The sequence below is a fragment of the Gordonia sp. ALPHA1B1 genome (assembly GCF_005502615.1).
GTDB lineage: Bacteria > Actinomycetota > Actinomycetes > Mycobacteriales > Mycobacteriaceae > Gordonia > Gordonia hongkongensis.
Genome location: NZ_SCOC01000045.1, coordinates 1 through 24,744, shown reverse-complemented (window position 1 = coordinate 24,744; position 24,744 = coordinate 1). Strand labels below are relative to the sequence as shown.

Sequence of the window (24,744 nt, the reverse complement as noted above, 5' to 3'; positions counted from 1 at the left end):
TGGTGCTCTCCCCCGCCCGCTTCACCGTCATCGACACGGTGGTCTCGTTCGACGCCCCGATCGAGGTCACCTTCGACTACCTCGCCGACCCGGCGAATCGACCGGAATGGCAGTCGAGTCTGCGCCGCATCGACGACCTGCGGCCGATCGGTGACCGGGCGGGTGACGTCGGCACCAGCTGGACCGACGTCACCGTCGTACCCGGGGTGTCGCCGCGGATGGAGGTGACCGCCTGTGAGTCCCGTCGACGGTGGCAGGAGATCGGACGGTGGCGGTCCGTTGACGCGGTCCTCACGTTGACGTTCGCCGAACGCGACGGGGGCGGCCGGGATGGGGGCACCGACGTGCATGCCGAGGCGGTGCTGACGGTGCCCGCGATCGGTGGGCTGGCGCTGACTGCGACGCGATGGCCGGCCGCGCAAGCCGTTCGGGCCGATCTCGAGCGCGCTGCTCGACTGTTGGCCGGTCGAGGCTCTCGGTGAGGGGCCGCGCCTCGGGTAGCGTTCCGAGGGTGAACATCAAGAACGTGACCCTCGCCCTCGGCACCGCTCTCGTCCTGGCTGTCGCCGGTTGCAGCTCCGACTCCGATTCCGGCTCGGGCACAACCGAACCCACCGCGACCGCGGCGACCGGCGGCGCCGAGACCCCGGTAGCGGGGGCCGAGAGCTGCCCGACCGCACCCGCGAACGCCGATGCCACGCCGCAGTGGACCGAGCAGGGCACCACCGGTGGATTGCAGATGGTCGCGTCCACCGCGACCGAAGCCCCCAACATCACTGTCGAGAATCCGTTCAGCGTCGACGAGACCCAGGTCAAGACGCTCGTCGAGGGTGACGGCGCCGTCGTGCCGGACACCGCGTCGGTGTCGGTCTGCTATGTCGGCGTGAACGGCCGCACCGGCGAGACCTTCGACAGCGCCTACGCAAACGGCTCCCCCGTGACCTTCCCGCTCGACGGCGTGATCCCCGGGTTCAGCAAGGCCATCGCGGGACAGAAGGTCGGGTCGAAGGTGGGCGTCGCCATGACGTCGGCCGACGGTTACGCGCAGGGCAATCCGCAGGCGAACATCGAGGTCGGCGACACCCTCGTCTTCGAGATCAGCATTCTCGGGGCGTCGTAGGGGTTGTCGCGCGGAGTCACTTGGTGACTTCGGGTCACCAGGTGATTTCGACACGGCTCCTCGCTCCGCTCGGTGCCGGCTCAATCAGCGGGGTGGACTCCTCGCTCCGCTCGGTGCCGGCTCATCAGCGGGGGGTGGACTTCTCGACCTCGACGCGCTCCTTCGTCGCTTGCTCGGCCCGGCGGCTTCGCTCGGTGCCGGCTCAATCAGCGGGGAGGGGCTCTGCTGAGGTCGTCGCCGTCGCTCTTCACCCGTTGGGGTCTGCGGTTGCGCACAGTTGGACCTCTGGCGTGCCAAAACGCGTCCCTCTCAGCGTGATCGAAGGGCATATTTCCCTTCGATCGTGCTCAGGGGGATGAGAATTTCTTTTGCGCCTGTCTACTCCTGACCTTGAGTTGCACGAGCAGCGAACCACGAAGGCCCCAGCCGTGAGATCGACTGGGACCCTTCGTGGCTCGTCGCTATCGCTCCTCGCACCTCAGGGAGCGGTGGGTTGGTGCTTGCGCTACTCGCACCCCGGAGACCGGTGGGCTGGTGCTTGCGCTGCTCGCACCCCGGGAAGCGGTGGGTTGGTGCTTGCGCTACTCGCACCCCGGAGAGCGGTGGGCCGGTGCTCGCGCTACTCGCACCCCGGAGAGCGGTGGGCCGGTGCTCGCGCTGCTCGCACCCCGGAGAGCGGTGGGATGGTGCCTGCGCTACTCGCACCCCCGGGGAGCGGTGGAGCGGCTCGCTCCTCGGGTGTGAGGAACCGTCAGATCTTGCGGTGCCGCAGGTTGATCGGGAGGCCGTCGGCGGGGGTCGGACCGGTGCCGTAGGTGAGTTCCGGGCGGTAACCGGCCGGGACGTCCCATTCGAAGCGCTGGAGCATCTGGTGCAGGATCGACTTCACCTCCATGCCACCGAAATACAGGCCGATGCACTTGTGGGCACCGCCGCCGAAGGGTGCCCATGCGAAGCGGTGGACCTTGTCCTCGCGGCGTTCCGGCGAGAAGCGTTCGGGGTCGAAGTGGGTGGGGTTGGGCCACCATTCCTTGCGCAGCATCGTCGCCCACGGGTGGATGCCGAGCAGCGTGCCCTTCGGGATGTAATGGCCGCAGACCTCGGTGTCCTCGATCGCCATGCGGAAGAGCATCCCGACCGGGGCGTTGAGGCGCAGCGTCTCCTTGAAGGCCAGCTCCATGCTGGGCAGCTTGTCGACGTCGTCGTAGTCGATCGTCGGCTTGTCGAGGGCCAGGGACTCCTCGCGCAGGCGCTGCTGCCACTCGGGGTGCTTGCCGAGGAAGTAGGTCATCATCGACAGCGCGATGGTGCTGGTGTCGTGTGCAGCCATCATCACGAAGATCATGTGGTTGACGATGTCCTCGTCGGAGAACGTCTCGCCCTCGTCGCTCTCGGCGTTGCAGAGCACGCTGAACAGGTCGTCGGCGTCGTTGCCGCGACGCAGCGGGATCTCGGAGCGGAAGTACTCCTGCAGCACCTCGCGGCCCCGGAGCCCCTTGGCCCAGGTCCAGTTGCCGACGTCCTTGCGCACGATCGCCTGACCGCCGCGAACCGCCGCCTCGAAGGCGTGCTCCAGTCGGTGGGCCTCGGACTCGCTGACGTGAGCACCCATGAAGACTTCGGTCGCCAGCGACAGGGTGAGGTCCTTGGTCCGGGAGTACATCTTGAAGCCGTTGCCCACCTCCCAGTTGGCGAGGGTCTTCTCGATGTGCGGGGTCATGATGTCGAGGTAGCCGGTGAGGCGGGGGCGGCTGAACGCCTGCTGCATGATGCGGCGGTGCTGCATGTGCTCGTCGAAGTCCATCAGCATCACGCCCCGGCGGAAGAACGGGCCGATCATCGGTTCCCAGCCGAGTTCGCTCGAGAACGCCTTCTTGCGGTTCATCCACACCGCTTCGATCGCGTCCGGACCGACGAGGGTGACCATGTTCATCCCCAGCGCACCCGACCAGGAGACCTGTCCGTACCGCTCGAAACGTTCCATCGCCGACTTGAGCGGGTCGACGAGCGCTTCGAGGGTGTTGCCGAGCCACGGAACCCCTGGGTCACCCATCACCGGCTTGAGATCGGATCCGGCGGGCGGCTCGGCCAGCGGACGCTCCGAGCTCGGGTACATGCTGCTCGCCTTCGCCAGCACGCTCTGGATCTGCTTTTTCCGACTCGTCATGAACCTGCCACTCCCCGTTGTTCCGATGTGCGTTACATCACTATGCACCATTGGAACGGATTTTAGCGTCTGTTTCAAGGGGCGTCTGCAGACGGGGTGTTCACGCAGGTTGTGCGAGCGTGTCGCCCGACCGTCGGGACGTCAGCACGCGGGGCGCCGAGACCCCCAGCGCGACCAGCACCACCAGACCCCAGAGCAGGTACGACGACCCGACGAGATGCTGCCACCAGACCCAGGACAACTCGGCGTCGTACCGCTGCGGGATTCGCTGATGCGGCGCGACGGCGAAGATGACGAGCCCGGAACCGACGAGCCACCACCACATCGCCGACGCCGCGGGCGTGGTCGCGAGGAAGGTCAGCAAGATAAGCAGCGGGACCACCCAGACCCAGCTGTGGTCCCAGGCGACCGGCGAGCAGTACAGCGCGGCGAACGCGACTGCCATCAGTGCCGCGACGTCGCGCGGCCCGGAAGGCTGTGGACCTGCCGGTGCAACCGACAGCAGACGCCACGCGACCCAGGCGATGAACAGCCCGACGATCAGCGAGACGAGGAACCACGCGACGTCGGACTCGATGCCGAGTCTGCCGAGCTCACCCTTGATCGATTGGTTGTTCGCGAAGTGCGGACTCCCGATGCGGTCGGTGTCGAAGAGGGTCGATGTCCAGTAGGTGCGCGAGTCGTTCGGTGTCAGGAGATGGCCGAGGGCGGCGTAGGCAACCGCTGACGCCGCGGCCACGCCGAGTGCGCGCCAGTCCCGGCGGACGAAGAAGAACAGCAGGAACACCGCGGGGGTGAGCTTGATCGAGATGGCGAGTCCGACGAGCAGCCCGTTCCACCACTTGCCGCGGCCCAGCAGTACGTCGACGACGACGAGCGTCATCAGCACGATGTTGATCTGTCCGAAGTTGAGGGTGTCGCGGACGGGTTCGAGCCAGAGGCCCACCGTCGTGGCGGCCGTTGCGAGCCACCATAATTCGTGCGCCGGCCGCTCGACGAGGCTAGACAGGACGATGCGGCACACCACCAGCAGGCAGCCGATGGAGATCGCGGTGAACAGGGCCTGACCGAGGCTGAGTGGAACGACCGTGAAGATCGAGAACAGCGCTGCGGCAAGCGGTGGATATGTGAACGGGAGGTACGAGCCTTCCGCGAGTCGGGGCAGGATGCCGTACAGGTCGCCGCCGTCGAGCAGGACCTGTCCGCCCATGCGGTAGACGTCGAAATCGATGCGATACGGGGCCGGCGGTTGGTTCGGCAGCACGACGATGGCGACCGCCGAACTGATGAGGAAGACGGCGAGTGTCGCCCACCGGGCCCAGGCTGATCCCAGGTATCGATCCAGCGCACGTCGGGGGTTTACAGCAGCAGTCACGAGCCCTCACTTCCGAGCGGGATCGTATCGCGGAGGGCGTTCGCTTCAGGGTGGCCGGGCCGTCGAGGCGGCGGGCGGATCTATGGAACTCTTCGGTCGTCGGACGGCCGAAGTGTGGCGGGTTCGGTTGAGCGGGTGGACTGGGTTCGGTCTACAGGGCGTGGTCGGGTCCTGCCGGGGGGTTGGTCACGCGGCTCCGGGTTTGCGTCGATCTGCCGGCATGATGTCGACCACGCCGTCGTCCGGATAGCCGTCGAGCATGATCGTCGCGACCGCCCCGAGTGCGCGGTCCCAGGCCAGCGTCATGGCCGGGGTCCAGGACTCGCCGCCAATCTCGCTCATCGCGGCGATCATGCATTCCGCGACCGCCGTGTACATCGGTCTGGTGACGCCGAGACCGGCGTGTCGTCGCCCCAACGCGTGCAGAGTCGTCGTCAGCCACTCGGCGTCGTCGAGATGCTCCACGACCGAGGCGACGGCGCTGCGCAACATCTCGGCCTGGGCCCGGGTGTCGCGGCCGAACATGGCGCGAACGGTGGGATAGCGGTCGAACAGGATCTCGTAGAAGCGAACGGTGAGGCCCGAGTCGGGAAGATCGACGAGTGCCAGGCTGCGTTCGAGCAGTTGCTTGTCCATGCACGGACCTTGGTCCACCGGCATTGCGACTGGGCACGCTGCGGGGAAGGCCGAGGTAACAGTGGTCTCACAGCGAACCGCAGCCGGTGTGAGGTTCGGGATTGTTCGGGCGTTTGGTCCGTCTTCAGAGGTTCTCAGCTGTCCCAGTCGACCGTGCGGGCCATGTTCAGCAACCGGCGTCGACGCGTCTCCCCCGTCGCACCCACCCACGCGATGAGGCCGTAGACGTGTGCGCGGAAGTCCGGGTGCTCGTCGTGATTCTGCGACGACGCCCCGTGTCGGCGGGCGTTGTGGAGCAGGGCCCGCAGATTGTCGTAGTCGGATCTGGCGACCTGCGGACGGTCGTTGACGACGAGACCGGAGAGCTGTTGGCGCTGATGGCTGTGCATGATCCGGACCTTCTCCGGGTGCACGGTGAATCGCTCGTCTTCGACGATGCGGAGCACCGTCCACAGCACGCGGTCGGCGTTCATCGCGTCGCCCGAAATCGCGAGGTCGTCGCCGTAGCGGGTGTATCGGAGGCCGTGACGGCGGGCGTACCCGTCGAGCCGCCGATCGAGCGGCCGCATCACGAGATTCGCCAGATGCGGCGAGGTCGGCGCACCTTGCGGCAGGTGTCGTTCCCGAAGGAGTGCCGCGTGCGTGTGATCGATACCGCGGAGTTCGTCCACAGGCGTTGCCGTGGTGCACAATTCGGCGAGCAGGCGGGCGATGTGCGGCGGGTAGCCGGCCTGCCGGAACACTGCTCGGACGCGCGGTACGGTGATCGTCTCGAAGCAATGCCGGAGGTCGACGCGCAGTACCACGGGACGGTCCGTGTGCGGCCAGGCGAAAGCAGCCGGTGACGACCCGGGTATGAAGCCGCGTGCTGCGGGATGTGCCGGAATGCGCTCGACCAACCGTCTCAACAGGCGCCGTTGCGTCTCGCGCATACGGGGTTTCGAAGCTTCGATGACCCGGACACCGTCCCGCTTCTCACGCCGCCAGATTCGGTAGTGACGCAACGGCGGGCGCGCCGTTCGTAGCCATTGGCCGCGGTCGGCGAACCATTCGAGCTCGGGCACGGTGAAGTCGAGCCAGTGCGCGAACTGCTCGACATCGTAGAGATCGGGCAGAGCGTCGGACACCGTTCCTGCGGAACGTGGTTCGTGCAGGACGACGGGTTGAGCGGCGACGGGTGCCGGGTGGGTCCACGGCGCGAGGGCCTGGATCATCACGGTCGCGGGGTGTCGCGGTTCGTGAGGCGAGAGTTCGATGATGCCGGCGGCGACTTCGGAGGTGACCTCAGCGGGCAGGACCGCTGTCACTGCCGCCAGGATCTCCGGCCACGTCCAGGCGGTATACGTGCGCGAGAAGGCCGCGGCGACTTCCGCTGCCTCGTGCGGTTGCAGGAACGGTTCGGTCACGGCGTCGTGTCGCGTCGCGGGCTGACGTGATGATGAACGACGGATGGGGTGACCAGAACTGAGCAGCGGCGCCGTGTGGCACGTGCAGCGTGCGCGCCGGCGTCGGACGCAGGAACCAGCTGTGAAGTGCACCCAGGGGTTACCCCTGAGACGGATCGCGACGATCCACTCTCACCTTGCCCGTCGTTCATCAACCGACATGATGCCACGGGCGTCTGACACCGTCGGGGACGTTCGCGGTTCGCGCGGAAAAGCGTCACGAGGGGTGCCGTAGTGAGAGGGTCAGCTGCGCTGCGTCGTTTGTGTTGTCTCGCGCGAACCTACTCCCTTGTTGACCGACAGACTTCAACTCGACCGGTAGACCTCGATCGAAGTCCATAGGTCGAGTTGAAGTCTGTCGGTTGGGGGGGCCTGGTTGCTGGACCCTTCGAGGCTCGTCGCTATCGCTCCTCGCACCTCAGGGAGCAGAGGGTACGGGAGTTGTCAACGCCAAGATCGCTCAGATCCTTCTGCTCCTCTGGCATGTGACCAGCAGTTTTGTGGTTCGGGATCCCCGGTGTCAGGCACCGACGTACTCGGCGAGGTGCTCACCGGTGAGCGTGGACCGGTCGGCAACGATGTCGGCGGGCGTGCCCTCAAAGACGATCCGGCCGCCGTCGTGGCCGGCGCCCGGGCCGAGGTCGATGATCCAGTCGGCGTGGGCCATCACGGCCTGATGGTGCTCGATGACGATCACCGACTTTCCGGAGTCGACGAGACGGTCGAGCAGCCCGAGGAGCTGTTCCACGTCGGCGAGGTGGAGGCCGGTGGTGGGCTCGTCGAGGATGTAGACGTCGCCCTTCTCCCCCATGTGGCTGGCCAGCTTGAGTCGCTGGCGTTCGCCGCCGGACAGAGTGGTCAGCGGTTGACCGACCTTGATGTAGCCGAGCCCGACGTCGACCATCCGGTGCAGGATCTTATGCGCCGCCGGGAGTTTGGCGTCGCCGCCGGCGAAGAAGGCCTCCGCCTGGGCGACCGACATCTCGAGCACTTCGCTGATGTTGCGGCCGCCGAAGGTGTAATCGAGCACCTCGGCCTGGAATCGCTTGCCCTCGCACACCTCGCAGGGCGCGGCGACGCCGGCCATCATCGCGAGGTCGGAGTAGACGACGCCTGCACCGTTGCAGTTGGGGCAGGCACCCTCCGAGTTCGCACTGAACAAGGCGGGTTTCACGCCGTTGGCCTTGGCGAACGCCTTGCGGATCGGCTCGAGCAGACCGGTGTAGGTCGCCGGATTGGAACGCCGCGACCCCTTGATGGCGCTCTGGTCGATGGAGACGACTTCGTCCTCCTTGGCGACCGTCGAGTTGATCAACGAACTCTTGCCCGAGCCCGCGACGCCGGTGAGCACGACCAGCACACCGAGCGGGATGTCGACGTCGACATCGCGCAGATTGTTGGCGTCGGCCCCGCGGACCTCGAGATGACCACTGGGCGTGCGGACTTCGTCCTTGACGGCGGCGCGGTCCTCCAGGTGGCGCCCGGTGAGCGTGTCCGCGGCCCGCAGTTCGTCGACGGTGCCTTCGAACACGATCGTGCCGCCGTCGGTGCCCGCTCCCGGGCCGATGTCGACGACGCGGTCGGCGATCGCGATCACCTCCGGCTTGTGCTCGACCACCAGCACCGTGTTGCCCTTGTCCCGCAATGCGCGCAGCAGATCGTTCATCCGGGTGATGTCGTGCGGGTGCAGACCGATCGACGGCTCGTCGAACACATAGGTCACGTCGGTCAGCGACGAACCGAGGTGACGGATCAGCTTGGTGCGCTGCGCCTCTCCGCCGGACAGGGTGCCGGCCGGGCGTTCCAGGGACAGGTAGCCGAGACCGATGTCGACGAACGCGTTGAGGTGGTCTCGCAGCGCGGTGATCAGCGGGGCCGCGGACGGATCGTCGAGCTCCGCGACCCACTGGGCGAGATCGCTGATCTGCATCGCGCATGCGTCGGCGATGCTGATGCCCCTGATCTTCGACGAGCGGGTCTCGGCGGTGAGGCGGGTGCCCTCGCAGTCCGGGCACTTCGCGAAGGTGATGGCGCGGTCGACGAAGGCACGGATGTGCGGCTGCATCGCCTCACGATCCTTGCTCAACATCGACTTCTGGATCTTCGGGATCAGACCCTCGAAGGTGATGTTGATGCCCTCGACCTTGATCTTGGTGGGCTCTTTGTAGAGCAGGTCGTTGAGTTGCTTCTTGGTGTATTTTGCAATCGGCTTGTCGGGGTCGAAAAAGCCGCAACCGCGGTAGATCCGGCCGTACCAGCCGTCCATCGAGTAGCCGGGGATCGTCAGCGCGCCCTCGTTGAGCGACTTCGACGAGTCGTAGAGTGCGGTGAGGTCGAAGTCGGAGACGTCGCCACGTCCCTCGCATCGCGGGCACATCCCGCCGGTGATGGAGAAGCTCCGACGCTCCTTGACCTTCTGCCCGCCCTTCTCGATGGTCACCGCACCCGCCCCGCTGATCGAGGCGACGTTGAACGAGAACGCCTGCGGCGATCCGATGTGCGGAGTTCCCAAGCGACTGAACAGGATACGCAGCATCGCGTTGGCGTCGGTGGCCGTGCCGACGGTCGACCGGACGTTGGCACCCATCCGCTCCTGATCGACGATGATCGCCGTCGTCAGACCCTCCAGGATGTCGACGTCCGGACGAGCCATCGACGGCATGAAGCCCTGGACGAACGCGCTGTACGTCTCGTTGATGAGCCGCTGGGATTCCGCGGCGATGGTGCTGAAGACCAGTGAGCTCTTCCCGGAACCCGACACCCCGGTGAAGACCGTCAGCCGACGCTTCGGCAGATCGACGCTGACGTCCTTGAGGTTGTTCTCCCGGGCGCCGTGGACGCGGATGATGTCGTGCGTGTCGGCGGGGTGAATGCCGTCGGCCCGCACGGCGTCGACCTTCCGTGCGGGACGGGTGGCGGTTCGGCTCATCGTCTCTCCATCACTGGCGCGACCGCGGATGGGCGGTCATCGGCGTTCGGGGTGCTCGTGTCATTCCGGAGGTCCGTCGCCGCGAGGTCGGTGCGCGGACTCCCGGTCGATCTAACCAGGGTGGAGGGCGCCGGCGCGGGGTGTTGTCGGTCGACGACCGCGCCGAGTGCTTCCGGGGGCGGGTATCGACCGGGGCCGCACATCTCTCAGCCGGCCTGGTCGATACGGATGAGGTTGCCCGCCGGATCACGAACGGCGGCGTCGCGCACGCCATACGGCTGATCCATCGGCTCCTGCACGATGTCGACGCCGCTGGACTGCAATTTTTCGAAAAGCCCGTCGAGGTCGTCGGTCGCCAGCGTCAGCGCGCCGTAACTCCCCTTGGCGATCAGCTCGAGGATCGTCTGGCGTTCCTCCTCGGAGATACCGGGATCGGCAGCCGGCGGATGCAGGACGATCGACGTGCCCGGCTGTCCGGGCGGGCCGACGGTCAGCCACCGCATGCCCTCGTAGCCGACATCCTTGCGGAGTTCGAAACCGAGGAGGTCACGGTAGAAGCCCAAGGCGGCGTCGCCATCGGTGTGTGGGAGGAAGGTGTACTGGATCGTGATGTTCATGGGATCAGGCTAGGCAGTCTCAGCCGCGCTGTGCTTCTCGATTCCTGATCGGTCTCGTGATGTTCTTCGCCAGGCACGCCGGTATCCCGTCCGTCGCGTCGGCCGACTGTTCGCGATAGACCGTCGGCGGGACCCCGACGAGTTCGGTGAACCGGGTGCTGAAGGTGCCCAACGACGAGCAGCCCACCTCGAAGCAGACCTCGGTGACGGTCAGGTCGCCGCGGCGCAGCAGCGTCATCGCCCGTTCGATGCGGCGAGTCATCAAGTACGAGTAAGGCGATTCGCCGTAGGTCTGGCGGAACTTCCGGCTCAGGTGACCGGCCGACATGTTCACCCCGCGCGCGAGCGCCTCGACGTCGAGCGGCTGCGCGTACTCGCGGTCGATGCGATCGCGGACCTGACGCAGCAGGGTCAGGTCGCGCAGGCGCTGATCGGAATCGGTTCGCGGCACGGATCGATCGTAGTGCGCTCAGACCCCGAGCACCGCCGAGATGTCCGCACCGAGGGCGTCGAGACGGCGTGCGGCCTCGTCCCGCGGTACGGCGCCGCCCGGGCAGTCGAGGACGACTTCCAGATAGCACTTCAGTTTCGGCTCGGTGCCGGAGGGACGCACGACGACGCGGTCGTCGGCGGCGGTCCGCACCAGGACGCCGTCGGTCGGCGGGAGATCAGCGGATCCATGTGCCAGGTCGCGGTTCTCCACCACCGGCGAGCCGGCCAGTCGTTCGATCGGCGACGAACGCAGGCGCTGCATCATCTCGCCGATCAGCGCGGTGTCCTCGACGCGGATCGTCAACGGTGCGGTGGCATGCAGGCCGTGGCGACGGGCGAGCCGGTCGAGTTCGTCGGTCAGCGTGCGGCCGTCCTTCCCGAGTTCCTCGACGAGGGAGATGACCCGGACCATCGCACCGATGCCGTCCTTGTCGCGGACGGTGTCGGGGTCGGTGCAGTAGCCGATGGCCTCCTCGTAACCGAAACGCAGGCTGGAAGTCCGGGCGATCCACTTGAAGCCGGTGAGCGTCGCGGCGAACCGCAGCCCGTGGTCCGCGGCGACCCGGCCGAGCAGCCGGCTCGACACGATCGAACACGCCAGGGTGTCACCGGGGCGCGTCGCATCCCGTGCCGCCTGCTCCCCCAGCAGCGCGCCGATTTCGTCGCCGGTCAGCTGCCGCCACTGCCCGTCGGGACCGACCGTCGCCACCGAGCAGCGGTCGGCGTCGGGGTCGAGGGCGATCACGACGTCCGCGTCGACGTCGCGTGTGAGATCGAGCGCGAGGTCGAGGGCACCTGGCTCCTCCGGGTTCGGGAACGGCACCGTCGGGAAGTCCGGATCGGGAGCGGACTGCGCCGCCACCACGTGGACGTCGCCGATTCCCGCGGCCCGCAGCACATCCCGAGCGACCGCACCCCCGACCCCGTGCATCGGCGTCAGTACGACGCGCACCGGCGACGGGCCGCCGCCCGGTCGAAGCCGCGCGGTGCGCTCGACATAGGTCCGCACGGTCTCGTCGTCGAGGTGGATGACCGCCGCGGGGTCGCGGGACACTTCGTCGGCGGGCGGCGCCTGCGCGATCCGGGCCGCGATGTCGGCGTCGGCCGGCGATATGATCTGCACTCCCCTGCCCGCATCGTCGGTGGCACGGCCGCCGAGATACACCTTGTAACCGTTGTCGGCCGGTGGGTTGTGCGAGGCGGTGATCATCACCCCGGCGTCGCAGTCGAGCGCACGCGTCGCATGAGCGGTGACCGGCGTCGGCAACCGGGGTGGCAGCGCGAACACCGTGAGCCCCTGCGCCGCAAGCACTTCGGTTGCCGCGTCGAAGAACTCGGCCGATCCGTGCCGGGCGTCGCACCCGACCACGACACGCGCGTCGGGACCGACCGTGTCGAGCAGATACCGCGCGACACCGGCCGTGGCGCGGGTGACCACGGCGACGTTCATCCGTGACTCGCCCGCACCGACCTCGCCGCGCAGGCCGGCGGTGCCGAAGGTCAGCGGTCCGTGGAAGCGGGCCGCGAGATCGTCGGCGGCGGCGACGTCACCGGTCACGGCCGCGTCGATCAGATCGGTCAGCACGGCTCGGGTCGACGGGTCCGGATCGTGGTCCCGCCAGTGCCGCGCGGTCGCGAACAGGTCGGCCCGGGTCACCGGATGCGGCGACCCGGCTCGACGCGGTCTCCCAATGCCACCCGGGCACCGCGCAGGATCTGCGTGTCCATCCCGACCAACGTGATCTTCTCGGTCGGGACCGGGCGTGTCCGCGGGTGCCCGCCGATCACCGCGTTCGGGCCGACGCGCACCCGTTCGTCGAGGACAGACCATGCGACCGACGCGCCGGCGCCGATGACAACGTCACCGAAGATCACCGAATCGGCCACGACCGCACCTTTTTCGACGACCACCCCCGGTCCGAGAACGCTGCGTCGGACCGTTCCGTGCACGTGGGCGCCGCTGCTGACGAGACTGTCCTCGACGACCGCCCCGGTCTCGATACGCGCGGCCGGGCGCTGCGGCTGGTTGGTGAGGATCGGCCGGTCGGCGCGGAAGACGTCGAGGGACCCGGAGATGAGGTCGCGGTGCGCCTGCAGGTAGGTCTCGGGACGGCCGGCGTCGATCCAGTACCCCGGCATCGCGTGGGCCACCGTCTTGCCGCGGTCGACGAACCAGGGCACCAGGTGTTCGCCGAAGTCGCCCAGGCCGGTGTCGTCCTTCGGGGATCCCTCGGTCGTCCGGCTCTCCAGGTACTCGAGGCCCTCGATGAGGACGGCCGGGTCGTAGACGAAGATCTCGGTGGCGATCGTGCGCGTGGTGGCGCGTTCGGGTTTGTAGCGGAACTCGCGGACGGTCCCGTCGCGGCGGGCTTTCACGGTGGCGTGCTGCGCGGCCTCGTCGAGCGGACACGTCGTGGTGACCACAGTGCATTCGGCGCCGTGGCGGCGGTGGGTCTCGATGGCGTCGCGGAAGTCGAAGTCGTAGACGTGGTCGGCGCTCATGACGATGACCTCGGCCGGTGCGTGGGCGGCGATGCGGCCGCGGATGCGGTACAGCAGGTCGGCGTTGCCGGTCGCGAAGCCGTCTTCGGTTTCCGGGGCGTCGGTCTGTTCCGGCATCACCACGCGCAACCCGCCGCTCGTACGGTCCAGATCCCAGGGACGGCCACCCGCCACGATCTGGGTGATGGTCTCGGCCTCGTACTGCACGCACAACCACACGTCGTCGATGTGACTGTGGTGCAGGTTGGAGAGCGGAAAATCGATGAGCTGATAGTTGCCCGCGAACGGCAACGCGGGTTTCGCCCGCCGATCGGTCAGCACCTCCATCCGCGAACCACGTCCACCGGCCTGCACGATCGCGAGAACCTCCGAATACCGCATCACCCCAGTCTGCCCCACGCCGCCGGGTTTGCCCGGATACCGTGGCCGACGGAACTCGACGACAAGCGACGAGGAGGTACGAGCGGTGACGGGCATCCACCGGGCCGAGCACGCGACGACGGAGCGTGTGGAGGTCGACTGCCTCGTGGTCGGCGGCGGCATCGTCGGGCTGGCGGTGGCGCGGGCATTCGCCCGGCGAGGACGCGACGTCGTCGTCCTCGAGGCCGCCGATTCGGTTGGCGCGCAGACGACCTCGCGGAGCTCGGAGGTGATCCACGCCGGCATCTACTACCCCGAGGGCAGCCTGAAGGCGGAACTGTGCGTCCGCGGTCGCGATCAGTTGACCCGATTCTGCGACGAGCACGGCGTCTCGTGGGCGCGGCCGGGCAAACTCATCGTCGCCACCGACGGCACTCAGAGCGAACGCCTCGGCGTCTTGCTCCGACACGGTCTGGCCAACGGCGTTTCCGACCTTCGACGGATCGGAGTGGACGAACTGCGCGACCGGGAACCGGCAGTCGAAGGCGTCGCGGCACTGTTCTCACCGTCGACCGGGATCGTCGACGTCGACGGTGTGGTGCGTGCACTGGTGCGTGACCTAGAGGCACACGGTGGCGCGATCGCGTTGCGCAGCAGGGTGATCGGCGGACAGATCAACGCACACGGCATCACCGTGCAGACATCGGACGGCGAATCGGCCTCCGCCCGGACGCTCGTCAACTGTGCCGGGATCGGCGCGTGGGAGGTGGCCCGGGCGCTGGCCGGCTTCGGCGGCCGGATCCCGCCGCGCTTCCTCGCCAAGGGGAATTACTTCGGGTTGTCCGGCGTCCGGGCGCCGTTCCGTCACCTCGTCTACCCGATCCCCGCCGACGGCGGATTGGGCGTGCACTTCACGATGGATCTCGCCGGCGAGGCCCGATTCGGCCCCGACGTCGAATGGCTGAACTCGTCCCCCGACGAGACGATTGCCGGAGAGGTACTCGACCACGCCGTCGACGAGGCGCGCGCCGACGCATTCGAACGAGCCATCCGCACGTACTGGCCGCAGTTGCCGACCAACGCCCTGGTGCCCGCCTACGCCGGGATCCGGCCCAAGGTCGCCGGGCCGGGTGCCGGTGCCGGTGACTTCGTGATCCAGGGCCCGCGGTCACACGGCATCGCGGGCCTGGTCAACCTCTTCGGTATCGAGTCGCCGGGCATCACGTCATCGTTGGCGATCGCCGACCATGTCGTCGGTCTGGTCACGCCCCCGACGACGTGACCAGACCGACCGGGAGCGCTCAGCCCTGGTGCGCCGCACCCTCTTTGGGGTGGTACTGGTAGGCAGCGCTCGCCTTCTCGCGAACCTTCATGGCCTGGATCGCGTCGTGATGACGCCGGGCGTGATAGGCCAGCGGGAAGTACGTCAGCCGCTCCGGCAGGGTGCGGTAGGCGAATCGCAGATTGCGATGAATCCGCTCGAGGTGACGCTGCTCGGCGTCGGACCAGCTCAGGCCCAGGATTTCGCGCACGCGCGGATCCATGACGCCGACGGTGGTCAGGTAGTTGAAGTTCTGGAACGGCACCGACGCGGTGGCAGCGGCCTTCTTCACGGCGGGGCGCAACGCCTTGGGCACCGACTTCGGGACCACGGGCGCGGCGCGCATCTGACCGATCAGTTCCAGCGCGACCGGGTGCCGGACGAGCTTGTTCTCGATGAAATCGTCGAAGTACTCGTCGAACTCCTCGAGGGTCTCGGGGTAGTTCTTCATCGGTACCTGGACGATCTTGGCGATGCGGCGGTTGTCCCGCAGGAGTTCTTTGCGCTCCTCGAGAGTGAAGTGCCGGCCCAGCACCAGCGGCGCGGCGGTCTCGATCGTGGGTAGCGCGGTGGCGATCACCCAGGCGTACGCCTCCGGGTTGAGTGCACTGATGTGCTTGCCCTCCGAGTTGCGCATCTGCAGCGGCTGGTGCAGCTTGCGGAGACGCTTGCCCTCCTCGAAAGCCTCCTGACCGCCGTAGGTCCAGCGCAGCACCGAGTCGGCGGAGCGGATCGCACGTCCCACGGGATCGGTGCGGAAGACTGAATACTTGTCGACGACATCGCCGATGACGGGGTGCATCACCTGCATCACGAACGCCGCCCCGTTGATCGGGAGGAACGTGTACATGCCGGTGAGCTTGGCGGTCAGCGAGTCCGGCGGGATCAGTTCGATCTCGTCGTCGCGGTGGTTGAGCAGCGGCTCGCCCGCCACGAAGTCACTCGCTGCGGGTTCGGACGCTGTCCGTTCTTCGTGTACCGCGGTCATGGTGCCCCCAACATCGGTCTCGGTTACTACTAATTCGACAACATTCGTAGTCAGATTAGCGCAGGCGTTCCCGAAAACCCACCTTTTGTCGGATTTCGGCTACTGAAGCGAGTCGGGTCCGGCCTCGGGGCCGATGACCACGGTCCGCGTGGCGAGTTCGCGGTGGCGAACCGTGAAGATCCGCGTGCCCTTCTTGCGTCCGATGCGGACCTCGCTGAGATCGAGTCCGTCGGCCGTCAGACGCGCGTGGGTCGAGTCCACATCGGTCGACCGCCATGCCACACCCCAGAGCATGACCGGCGACGACGGCACCGGGTCGGCCGGCGGGCGGGGCGCGGCGACGACCTCGACGATCAGGTCGTCGCGCCGGAAGAACAGCTGACGGGCGTCCTGCCCGATCGGCTGGTCGAGACGGAAATCGAGGCCGAAGGTGCCGGCGAACAGCGCGACGGCGACATCGCGGTTGTCACAGGTGAAGACCAGATGATCGAGGCCGGTCAGATCGCCGTCGGCGGCGACTCCGGACTCGTTTCGTTCGGCGATCCCGACCGGACTGGTCTCGCCCAGCGCTCCGAGGACGGTGTCCGCGAGCGGAAACCCGCGCCGGCCGAGTAGACGCCGGGACGCCGTGATGTCGTCGACCGTGAAGTACACGTCGTGGGTGTCGGGCTCGCCGGCCGACGGCCGGATCGAGAGTGCGACGTTGCCGAGGTTCACCACTCGCCGGCCGTCGGCGCCCGTACCGACCTCGCGTCCGAGCAACCGCTGGTAGGTCTCGGCGGTCGTCGACGGGTCGTCGCTCGCGAGGTCGACGAGTGCGTGCGGACCGGCGGGCGGAATCGTCACCGCTTCTTCTTACCCTTCCGACGACGAGCCGGCGCCGGCGGCACCCGTCGATGAATCAGTTGCGCTGAGCTGGTGATATGCCAAGCGCGGCAGGAGCACTCGTAGTAGCGCAGCTCCGGAGCGGTACCGACGAGGTGGCGCCGGAGTCGATCGATGCCCTCGCGAGCGTCGGCCGGCGAGGCGAACGGCAGTTTGTCAGGCGTCGGGCAGGCCGGATAGTCGACACCGGCGCGGCGCCGGCGTCGAGGTTGCTCGCGGAACGCCGTGCGTGCCTCGACATCGCGATAGAACGCTTCGAGATCGTCATCGGAGAAGGGCACCCGTCGATTATCCCCCGAGCCGCGCGCGGGCTGGGATCAGCGGGCCATCCACAGCCGACGGCGGATGACCTGGCGCATGCGGCGCAGCTCCGCAGCGGTCAATCCCGACGGCGGGTCGGTGTCGACGAGGCGGTCGACCTGGGAGAAGAAGTCCCGATCGGTGAGACCGAATTCCTCGACGATCTGCCGGGAGGAGCCCCCGCCCAGGGAGTACCAGTCCGTCTCGAACTGGATCATCTGCTGCTGTTTGCTGTCCATGAAGACCACCGAATCTGCGTTGTCGACCTGAAACCGGACCTGTGTCGCGGAGCCACTCGGCTTCGGCTCCTGCGTGACACACGTCACCGACGTCGTCATTTCTACACCTGTCGACCGACAGAAGACAGCAGGCGGCCCATGCTGATTCCAAAGGTCCCGCAGATGTTCACCGCACGTTCGAGGACGGCCGGGGAGAAGCTCAGACGGCCAGTCGATCGCCGGTCCCGGCACGCGCTTCGCGCCGGTTCGCGCGGATGCTGCTGGCGAGCGACGCGCCGATGAACGCGACGCCGACGAGCCCCGTGATCACCTCGTTGATCTCGATCTCGATGCTGATCAACAGGATCGCGGCCAGGGCGCCGATGGCCCAGTGCGCACCGTGTTCGAGGTAGCGGTACTCCCCCAGCGTGCCCTTGCGGACAAGGTAGATCGTGATGGACCGCACGAACATCGCGCCGATGAATCCGAGCCCCAACGCGATGATGATCGGGTCGGAGGTGATGGCGAAGGCGCCGATCACCCCGTCGAAGGAGAACGACGCGTCCAGGAGCTCGAGATAGAGGAACAGGAAGAACCCGGCCTTGCCGGTGGCCACGGTGACCGGGTGCGGACCGGTGCCGTTCGATCCGGACCTGTGTGATTCGGGCCCGTCTGATTCCGGCCCGTCTGATTCCGGCCCGTCTGATCCCGGCTCGGCCATGAACAGCGAGCTGAGCCCGTCGACGGTGATGTAGGTGACCATGCCCAGTATTCCGGCGATCAGGACGGTCGCGCGGCTCTCGTCCGGCGCCAGGAATTCAGCGGTGAGAACCAGCGCGAGGGCGGCCAGTACGACCGCGAGCTGGTCGAGCTTGCCGAGCGTGGCCAGCGGCTTCTCGAGCCACGTGAGCCAGGTCTGCGGACGCTCGGTGAGCACGAAGTTGAGGAACAGCAACAGGAGGAACATGCCGCCGAACGCCGCGATCTGCGGGTGGGCCTCGGTGAGGATCGTCTCGTAGCTGGGTTGACCGTCGGCGAAATGCGTCTGCCCCTCGGGCGGCGGGTTCATCGCCAGGTCGAGCGCCTCGACGGGGTTGAGACCTCCGGTGATCCACACGATGACCAGCGGGAACAGTAGACGCATGCCGAACACGGCGATGAGTACGCCGACGGTGAGGAACATCTTCTGCCAGAACGCGCTCATCCGTTCGAGGATCGTCGCGTTGATGACCGCGTTGTCGAACGACAGGGACACCTCGAGCACGCCGAGGATGGCGCACAGGGCGAGGCCGGTCCAGCCGAGGTAGAGGTAGGCGACGACCAGCGCCACGAGCGTGACGACGAGCGAGGGCGCGAAGATGCGCGCGGTCACCGCAGCTTCTCGGCTTCCCGCGCGAGTTCGAGCAGCGTGTCGGTGAGGTCGGCCAGCACGTCGTGTCCGGCACCTTCGGCCACCGCGGTGCCGAGGTCCTCCGCGGCGCACCGCAGCGCGAACATCCGGTCGCCGAAGTCGGCGGCCTCGGCCGAGGAGAGGATCACCGCGTCGTCGGGAATGGACGTGCCCTCCAGCAGCGTTCTCTGCTCGTAGGCACGCTGCCTGCACGATCGCTTGCAGTACTTTCGCCGACGCCCCATCTCGGAGTCCACCATCGTGCGGCCGCACCAGGCGCAGGCGTACGGCCGACGCCTTCGCGATGCGCCAGTTTGTACGCCGTGCGTAGTGCCTGGTTCCACACCGAGACCGTACCGCTGTCACGACCGGCCCCGCTCGCTGCGCTCCCGCCGGCGCACACACACTCGCCCCGCTCGCTGCGCTCCCGGCGGCGGCCCGCCGAGCGGGTTGGACAACACGGGTCGTCGCCGGTGGCGAACCCACGCAGGAATGCGCGTAGAATGTTCCTGTTGACGACCCGAAAGTCGTGCGCAGCGTTGCGCACGAACCTGGAATGCAACAGAGATCTCCCGGCAGACCGGGAGATCCGACGAAGTTGAGAGGAACCCTTCATGGCAGATCGAGTACTTCGGGGTAGCCGCCTCGGCGCGGTGAGCTACGAGACCGATCGTGACCACGACCTCGCGCCACGACGCATCGTCCAGTACCGCACCGACAACGGCGAGATCTTCGACGTGCCGTTCGCCGACGACGCGGAGGTCCCGTCGAAGTGGCCGTGCAAGAACGGCATGGAAGGCACCATCCTCGAGGGCGCCGAGCCCGAGGAGAAGAAGACCAAGCCGCCGCGTACGCACTGGGACATGCTGCTCGAGCGTCGCAGCGAGGAAGAGCTCGAAGTGCTGCTCAACGAGCGCCTCGACCTGCTCAAGCAGCGGCGCAAGGGCATCACCAACTGACACCCGCGGGCGCCGACGCCCGGAACCGAACAGACCCGGCAGGACATCCTGCCGGGTCTGTTCGTCTGCTCAACGGATCATCGCGTCCGGACGAGTCCCCAGCGCTCGAGGCGGCTCTGGACTCCCCAGCGGGCAACCATCGTGAACGCCTCGGACATCACGCCGCCGCTCATCTTGGACACCCCGATCTCACGTTCGGTGAAGGTGATCGGTACCTCCCTGACGTCGAAGCCGGCACGCACCGTGCGCCACGCCAGGTCGATCTGGAAGCAGTAACCCGCGGACTCGACGGTGTCGAGCTGGATCTTCTCCAGCACGATGCGGCGATAGGCGCGGAACCCGGCGGTGATGTCGTGGACGCCCGCACCGAGAGCCAGACGGGCATAGGTGTTGGCACCGCGGGAGAGGAACTCCCGGCGCTTCGGCCAGTTCACCAGCTTGCCGCCCGGGACATAGCGGGACCCGATCACGAGATCCGCGCCGTCGTTGACGGCGTCGAACAGGCGGTGCAGCTGCTCAGGCGCGTGGCTGCCGTCCGCGTCCATCTCGACGATGACGGCGTAGTCGCGGTCGAGTCCCCACGCGAAGCCGGCGAGGTACGCCTTGCCCAGGCCGTCCTTGTCGACGCGGTGCATGACATGGACCCGGGTCGCCGCGTCGGCGCGAGCAAGGTCGTCGGCGACATCGCCCGTGCCGTCCGGGCTCGAGTCGTCGACCACGAGGACATGCGCCCCTGGCAGCACGTCCTGTAGACGTCCGATGATGAGCGGCAGGTTGTCGCGCTCGTTGTACGTCGGCACGACGACGAGTGCGCCCGTGCCGTCGGCGCCGACCACGCGTTGCGGCGCGTCGTCGGGCCGCCGCTGCCCTGCCGTGGCGTCAATCCCCGATGCCATCGAGCTCCTTCGTGTCACTGGTCGCCCGTGCGGCGACCCTGCGTGGCCTGAGTGAGAACCTAGTACGCGAGCGCAGCGCAAACAAAAGCCCGGCCACCGCCGCGATGATCGCGATCACCTCCGGCCAGGGGCCCAGGCGGGTCGCGAGGGTCATGTCCTCATGGAGTGGCAGACGCCCGGTCAGCACGTCCGCGGTGAATATGCCGGACTGCTGGCTGATGGATCCGTCCGGCTCGATGACGGCGCTCACCCCACTGGTGGCCGCGACGACCACGGACCGCCCGTGTTCGACGGCCCGGACCTGTGACATGGCCAACTGCTGATAAGTCATCTCGGTCCGGCCGAAGGTCGCGTTGTTGGTGGGCACGAACAGCATCCGCGCGCCGTCCCGGACGGATTGCCGAGCGGCCCGATCGAAGGCGACCTCCCAGCAGGTCGCGACACCGACGGTCACCGTCCCCGAGCGACCGGGCACATCGACCACCGTGGGTCCGGTGCCGGGGCGGAAGTCTCCGGCCATGTCCGCATACGACGAGAACAGGCGGAAGAACGGCCGCCACGGGAGGTATTCGCCGAACGGCTGGACGATGTGCTTGTCGTAGCGGTCGACCGGGCCCTGCGCGCCGTCCCAGACCAGGACCGAATTGGTGGGTCGGCCATCGGGGTTGCGGATGAGCGTGCCGACCAGGATCGGCGCGTCGACGGCCTCGGAGGCCGCGGTGATCCCGGCGGCCGCGTCTGCGTTGTCCAGCGGCGAGATGTCCGAGGCGTTCTCCGGCCACAGGACGAAGTCGGGCTGCTCTGTCTGCCCGGTGTCGATCGCCCGGCCGTAGGACATCGTGGTGCGGACATGATTGTCGAGGACAGCGCGCCGCTGGGCGTTGAAATCCAGACCCAGTCGCGGGACATTGCCCTGGATGGCACCGATCCGGGCCGAGGACGTCGCGATGTTGCGGTCGAGGCTGGCGGGGGTCGCCGCGATGGCGGCGATCGGTGCGAGCAGCGCGATGGCCACCGCGGCGGTCGCGATGCGCACCACGCCCGAGGAACGTTCGGTGGACGGCCCCGGGCCGTCGGCGTGCCCGGGGTCGGAGACGGTCGTCGTGCGCCGGTACGCCCGGGTGAGGATCACGAGCAGCCAGGCGACCGCGGAGCCGAACAGCGCGACACCGGCGGACAGCCCGGGTGCGCCGAGCACCGAGGCCAGCGGCAGCAGCGGTCCGTCGACCTGACTGAATGCGGTTCTCCCCCAGGGGAACCCGCCGAACGGGAAGGCGGAACGGAGCGCTTCGACGAGCACCCACGACAACGTGAACCACACCGGAGGCGCCGGAAGCCGCATCGTCAGGGTGGCGATCGCGCCGAACAGCGCGAGGTAGGCGGCGAGCACCGCGGCCAGGGCGAGCCACGGGAGCGGACCGACGTAGACGCCGATCCACGGCAACAGCGGCACGAAGAACGCCAGCCCGAAGACGAAGCCGATCCACGCGCCGGTGCGCACCCGGGGCGACCCGACGAAGAGTGCGGCGAACAGCAGGCCGAGGCCGAGGACCGCGAGGAACCACCAGTTGCGCGGTGGGAACGCGGCCCACATCGCCAAGCCCGCGGCGGCGGCGGTCCCGGTACGTGCGAGCCAGGACGCTGAGATCCGGGATCGGGAGACCCGCGGGGGACTCACCCGGCGTCCCGGTCGTACAGGGTCCGGCCGCGATGCACGGTGCGCACGCAGCGCGGCAGCGCGGCCCCCGGTGAGACGTCCGGCAGCGCGGGCACCCGCGACCGCGGATCGGTCGACCACCGCTGGACCTTCTCGTGGGATCCGGCGACGACGAGCTCGTCGACCTCCCACACCGCGTAACTCGCCGGGGCGCCGGGCGTCAGGGTCCCGGTGACACCGTCGTTGACTCCCCCGGCCCGCCAGCCGCCGCGGGTCGTCGCGGCGAACGCGCCGCGCGCCGAGATCGCATTGGTCGGCTGATGATGGTGCACGGCGGCCCGGATGGTCGACCACGGGTCGATGGCCGTCACCGGTGCGTCTGACGAGAACGACAGCGCGACACCGGTTTTGGCCAGCATCGCGAAGTCGTTGAGGGTGGCCGCGCGGCTCGCGCCGAGACGGGCGTCGTACAGGTCGCCCGGACCGCCCCATTCCGCGTCGAACAACGGTTGCATGCTGGCGATGACGCCGCAGCGCGCGAGGACCTCGGCGTCGGCGGCGGTGACCATCTCGGCGTGTTCGAGCCGGTGCGCACAGCGTGCGAGCGCGGGCGTGCCGAGTTCGTCGGCGAGTTCGGCGAGTGCGCCGACGACGACGCCGGTCGCGGCGTCGCCGATGACGTGGAAGCCCGCCTGGATGCCCGCGATCGTGCAGGCGCGCAGGTGATCGCGGATCGCCTCGGCGTTGAGGTAGCTGATACCGCTGGTGTGCGGATCGTCGGTGTAGGGCTCCGAGAGCCACGCGGTGTGGGAGCCGATGGCACCGTCGATGAACAGGTCACCGCCCAGGGCATCGGCCCGGGTGATCGACATCAGTTCGCGGGCGTGGTCGGCGTCGGTGACGGCCTGGCCCCAGTAGCGCCGGATCTCGACGGGATGGTCGAGTTCGGCGAGCGCGAGGAAGTCGTCCATGCCGCTGATGTCCGGTCCGCCGTTCTCGTGCACGGCCACCACCCCGTGGGCGGCGGCCCCGTCGAGCGCACGGCGTTGTGCACGTTCACGATGCGCCGCGGTGACCAGCAGGCGGGCCGCGCCGCGGACGAGATGGTGGGCCTCGGCAACCAGCGGCTCCTCCGGGTGATAGCCGACGGCGTCGGCCAGGTCCGGGATCAGGCGTCGCAGCGCGGTGGACGCCACCGCGGAGTGCTCGTCGATCCGGGCGAGGTACACCGGCCTGGTCCCGACGACGGCGTCGAGCTCGGTGGTCGTCGGGAAGCGACCGTCGTCGGGTTCGGCGCCCGCCCAGGTCGAGTCGTCCCAGCCGAGACCCCAGATGAGGTCGCCTCCGTCATGGGCGGACTCGGCGGCCACGGCCTTCTCCACCAGCCGCAGGCAGTGCGTGCGGCTCGACGCCTCGTTCAGGGTGAGGCCGTCGAGTCCGAGCCCGGTGGACGTCAAGTGGACGTGGGAGTCGACGAACCCGGGACTGACGAAGTGCCCGTCGAGGTCGATGACCTCGGCGTCGGGATGGAGTGCGCGGCCGACGTCGTCGGTCCCGACCCAGACGACGATTCCGTCGGTCACGGCCATCGCGGTCGCGTCGGGGGCGGCCGGCGAGTACACGGCGCCGCCGAGAAGCAGTTGGGTTGCCACGATCGTTCAGTGTGCCTTGCCGTCGGAGGAGGGTGGCGAGCGGTCCGGGTGCGTGCGTGTCGGTGACGCGGGCGGCGTGGTGCCGACCGTCGGCTGATCAGGACCTGTTCAGCGGCCCTGCGGTAGGCCCCGGGTGTGCGGCGGTGCCGACGGCGACCCCGGCTCGGACGTGTCGGATTCCACGACGGAACCCTCGACGACGGTCGCGCCACGTCCGGCGCCGTAGACACCGGTGGCATACATCCCGGCCCGGTCCATCGCGGCCGCCACACGGCGGGCACCCACCGCGGCGACGGCCGGACGCATCACCCGACGGGTGGGCGGGAACAGCAGCAGGGTCCCGGCCACGGTCGACACGACGCCCGGGACGACCAAAAGGATGGTCGACACGGCGACGAGCGCGGTGTCGGCCAGCGGGGCGCGGGCGTCGACCTCGTTTCTCGACGCGCGGCGCAGCTCGTCGAAGACCTTGCCGCCCTGCCAGCGCAGGACGACAAATCCGAGGACCACGGCGGCGAGGCTGATGAGCACCGCCCAGCCGAATCCGAGGGTCATGACCATCGCGACGAACGCGGCGATCTCCAGCACGGCGTAGGCCGCGAACCAGCGGAGAGCCATGGTGCTTCACCTGTCCTTCGGTGCGCTTCGGCACCCGTTGACGTCAGGGTCTGCGTGGGTAACGAACGACGACGCGGTTTTGTCCCGAGGGGTGGTTTATACAAGCTCATAGCTCCTATGTCAAGCGGCGGCGGGTGTTGGGTTGTCGGCTTTGCGGGTGCGGGCGTGGTGGTCGGTGGTGAGGTGGTTGTAGACGACGCGGGCGAGGCGGCGTTTG

At 68.1% G+C, this 24,744-nt stretch carries 23 protein-coding genes; 4 read left to right on the top strand and 19 right to left on the bottom strand.

The genetic code is table 11. The features are described from left to right. The first annotated feature begins 2 nt into the window (after nt 1–2). Together FFS52_RS20915 and FFS52_RS20910 are read left to right on the top strand one after the other, a co-directional pair. A complete protein-coding gene (locus FFS52_RS20915; protein WP_171011694.1) occupies nt 3–482 on the top strand; it encodes an SRPBCC family protein in 480 nt (159 codons plus the stop codon). Nucleotides 483–511: 29 nt separating this feature from the next. Beyond that, nucleotides 512–1,120 (top strand): FKBP-type peptidyl-prolyl cis-trans isomerase, encoded by a 609-nt coding sequence (locus FFS52_RS20910; RefSeq protein ID WP_137810810.1) that lies wholly within the window; start codon nt 512–514, stop codon nt 1,118–1,120. Nucleotides 1,121–1,871: 751 nt separating this feature from the next. Here FFS52_RS20910 and FFS52_RS20905 read toward each other — a convergent pair. The 9 genes from FFS52_RS20905 to FFS52_RS20865 all read right to left on the bottom strand — a co-directional run bounded on the left by FFS52_RS20905 (nt 1,872) and on the right by FFS52_RS20865 (nt 13,664). Then, a complete protein-coding gene (locus tag FFS52_RS20905) occupies nt 1,872–3,287 on the bottom strand; it encodes a cytochrome P450 (RefSeq protein WP_171011693.1) in 1,416 nt (471 codons plus the stop codon). A 100-nt stretch (nt 3,288–3,387) separates the two neighbouring features. Next, nucleotides 3,388–4,662, bottom strand: coding sequence for a glycosyltransferase 87 family protein (locus FFS52_RS20900; RefSeq protein WP_137810809.1), 1,275 nt, complete (start codon nt 4,660–4,662; stop codon nt 3,388–3,390). A gap of 186 nt (nt 4,663–4,848) precedes the next feature. Beyond that, complete coding sequence (locus FFS52_RS20895) at nt 4,849–5,298, bottom strand: globin domain-containing protein (protein ID WP_058250592.1); 450 nt, start codon at nt 5,296–5,298, stop codon at nt 4,849–4,851. A 134-nt stretch (nt 5,299–5,432) separates the two neighbouring features. Further along, a complete protein-coding gene (locus FFS52_RS20890) occupies nt 5,433–6,704 on the bottom strand; it encodes a reverse transcriptase family protein (RefSeq protein ID WP_137810808.1) in 1,272 nt (423 codons plus the stop codon). A gap of 559 nt (nt 6,705–7,263) precedes the next feature. After that, the gene (locus tag FFS52_RS20885) at nt 7,264–9,672 is read right to left on the bottom strand and encodes an excinuclease ABC subunit UvrA (protein ID WP_249356522.1); all 2,409 of its coding nucleotides are present in this window, start codon (nt 9,670–9,672) and stop codon (nt 7,264–7,266) included. Nucleotides 9,673–9,878: 206 nt separating this feature from the next. Continuing rightward, the gene (locus FFS52_RS20880) at nt 9,879–10,289 is read right to left on the bottom strand and encodes a VOC family protein (RefSeq protein WP_137810807.1); all 411 of its coding nucleotides are present in this window, start codon (nt 10,287–10,289) and stop codon (nt 9,879–9,881) included. Between the two features lie 19 nt (nt 10,290–10,308). Then, the gene (locus tag FFS52_RS20875; RefSeq protein ID WP_058250457.1) at nt 10,309–10,740 is read right to left on the bottom strand and encodes a helix-turn-helix transcriptional regulator; all 432 of its coding nucleotides are present in this window, start codon (nt 10,738–10,740) and stop codon (nt 10,309–10,311) included. Between the two features lie 18 nt (nt 10,741–10,758). Next, nucleotides 10,759–12,423 carry a phospho-sugar mutase gene (locus FFS52_RS20870; protein WP_137810816.1) on the bottom strand — a complete coding sequence of 555 codons (1,665 nt, stop codon included), beginning with the start codon at nt 12,421–12,423 and terminating at the stop codon, nt 10,759–10,761. Nucleotides 12,424–12,434: 11 nt separating this feature from the next. After that, a complete protein-coding gene (locus tag FFS52_RS20865; protein ID WP_137810806.1) occupies nt 12,435–13,664 on the bottom strand; it encodes a sugar phosphate nucleotidyltransferase in 1,230 nt (409 codons plus the stop codon). Nucleotides 13,665–13,692: 28 nt separating this feature from the next. Between FFS52_RS20865 and FFS52_RS20860 the strand changes: the two genes are divergently transcribed. After that, entirely contained in the window at nt 13,693–14,925 is a 1,233-nt protein-coding gene (locus FFS52_RS20860) for an NAD(P)/FAD-dependent oxidoreductase (RefSeq protein ID WP_137810805.1), read from the top strand. Between the two features lie 19 nt (nt 14,926–14,944). Here FFS52_RS20860 and FFS52_RS20855 read toward each other — a convergent pair whose 3' ends face one another. The 6 genes from FFS52_RS20855 to FFS52_RS20830 form a co-directional block, all read right to left on the bottom strand. Continuing rightward, nucleotides 14,945–15,952, bottom strand: a complete 1,008-nt coding sequence (locus FFS52_RS20855; RefSeq protein ID WP_137810804.1) for an oxygenase MpaB family protein — start codon at nt 15,950–15,952, stop codon at nt 14,945–14,947. 99 nt (nt 15,953–16,051) lie between these two features. Next, entirely contained in the window at nt 16,052–16,798 is a 747-nt protein-coding gene (locus FFS52_RS20850) for a VOC family protein (protein ID WP_137810803.1), read from the bottom strand. Then, nucleotides 16,795–17,118, bottom strand: a complete 324-nt coding sequence (locus tag FFS52_RS20845; RefSeq protein WP_137810802.1) for a hypothetical protein — start codon at nt 17,116–17,118, stop codon at nt 16,795–16,797. Before FFS52_RS20845 ends, FFS52_RS20850 begins: the two co-directional genes overlap by 4 nt. Nucleotides 17,119–17,154: 36 nt before the next feature. Continuing rightward, nucleotides 17,155–17,376, bottom strand: coding sequence for a DUF3263 domain-containing protein (locus FFS52_RS20840; RefSeq protein ID WP_065632045.1), 222 nt, complete (start codon nt 17,374–17,376; stop codon nt 17,155–17,157). 199 nt (nt 17,377–17,575) lie between these two features. Continuing rightward, nucleotides 17,576–18,727: a DUF475 domain-containing protein gene (locus FFS52_RS20835; RefSeq protein ID WP_137810801.1), complete on the bottom strand. Its 1,152-nt coding sequence runs from the start codon at nt 18,725–18,727 to the stop codon at nt 17,576–17,578. Beyond that, nucleotides 18,724–19,005: a hypothetical protein gene (locus FFS52_RS20830; RefSeq protein ID WP_058250449.1), complete on the bottom strand. Its 282-nt coding sequence runs from the start codon at nt 19,003–19,005 to the stop codon at nt 18,724–18,726. The genes FFS52_RS20835 and FFS52_RS20830 overlap by 4 nt, the downstream gene beginning before the upstream one ends. Before the next feature lie 354 nt (nt 19,006–19,359). On the opposite strand from FFS52_RS20830, the gene FFS52_RS20825 reads away from it, so the two are divergent. Further along, a complete protein-coding gene (locus FFS52_RS20825) occupies nt 19,360–19,704 on the top strand; it encodes an RNA polymerase-binding protein RbpA (RefSeq protein ID WP_058250448.1) in 345 nt (114 codons plus the stop codon). Nucleotides 19,705–19,781: 77 nt separating this feature from the next. Here FFS52_RS20825 and FFS52_RS20820 read toward each other — a convergent pair whose 3' ends face one another. The 4 genes from FFS52_RS20820 to FFS52_RS20805 all read right to left on the bottom strand — a co-directional run bounded on the left by FFS52_RS20820 (nt 19,782) and on the right by FFS52_RS20805 (nt 24,527). Continuing rightward, complete coding sequence (locus tag FFS52_RS20820; RefSeq protein ID WP_137810800.1) at nt 19,782–20,600, bottom strand: polyprenol monophosphomannose synthase; 819 nt, start codon at nt 20,598–20,600, stop codon at nt 19,782–19,784. Then, nucleotides 20,584–22,278: an apolipoprotein N-acyltransferase gene (gene lnt, locus FFS52_RS20815; RefSeq protein ID WP_137810799.1), complete on the bottom strand. Its 1,695-nt coding sequence runs from the start codon at nt 22,276–22,278 to the stop codon at nt 20,584–20,586. Before lnt ends, FFS52_RS20820 begins: the two co-directional genes overlap by 17 nt. After that, nucleotides 22,275–23,909: an amidohydrolase gene (locus FFS52_RS20810; RefSeq protein WP_137810798.1), complete on the bottom strand. Its 1,635-nt coding sequence runs from the start codon at nt 23,907–23,909 to the stop codon at nt 22,275–22,277. Before FFS52_RS20810 ends, lnt begins: the two co-directional genes overlap by 4 nt. 108 nt (nt 23,910–24,017) lie before the next feature. Continuing rightward, the gene (locus FFS52_RS20805; RefSeq protein WP_137810797.1) at nt 24,018–24,527 is read right to left on the bottom strand and encodes an FxsA family protein; all 510 of its coding nucleotides are present in this window, start codon (nt 24,525–24,527) and stop codon (nt 24,018–24,020) included. Nucleotides 24,528–24,744: the final 217 nt, after the last annotated feature.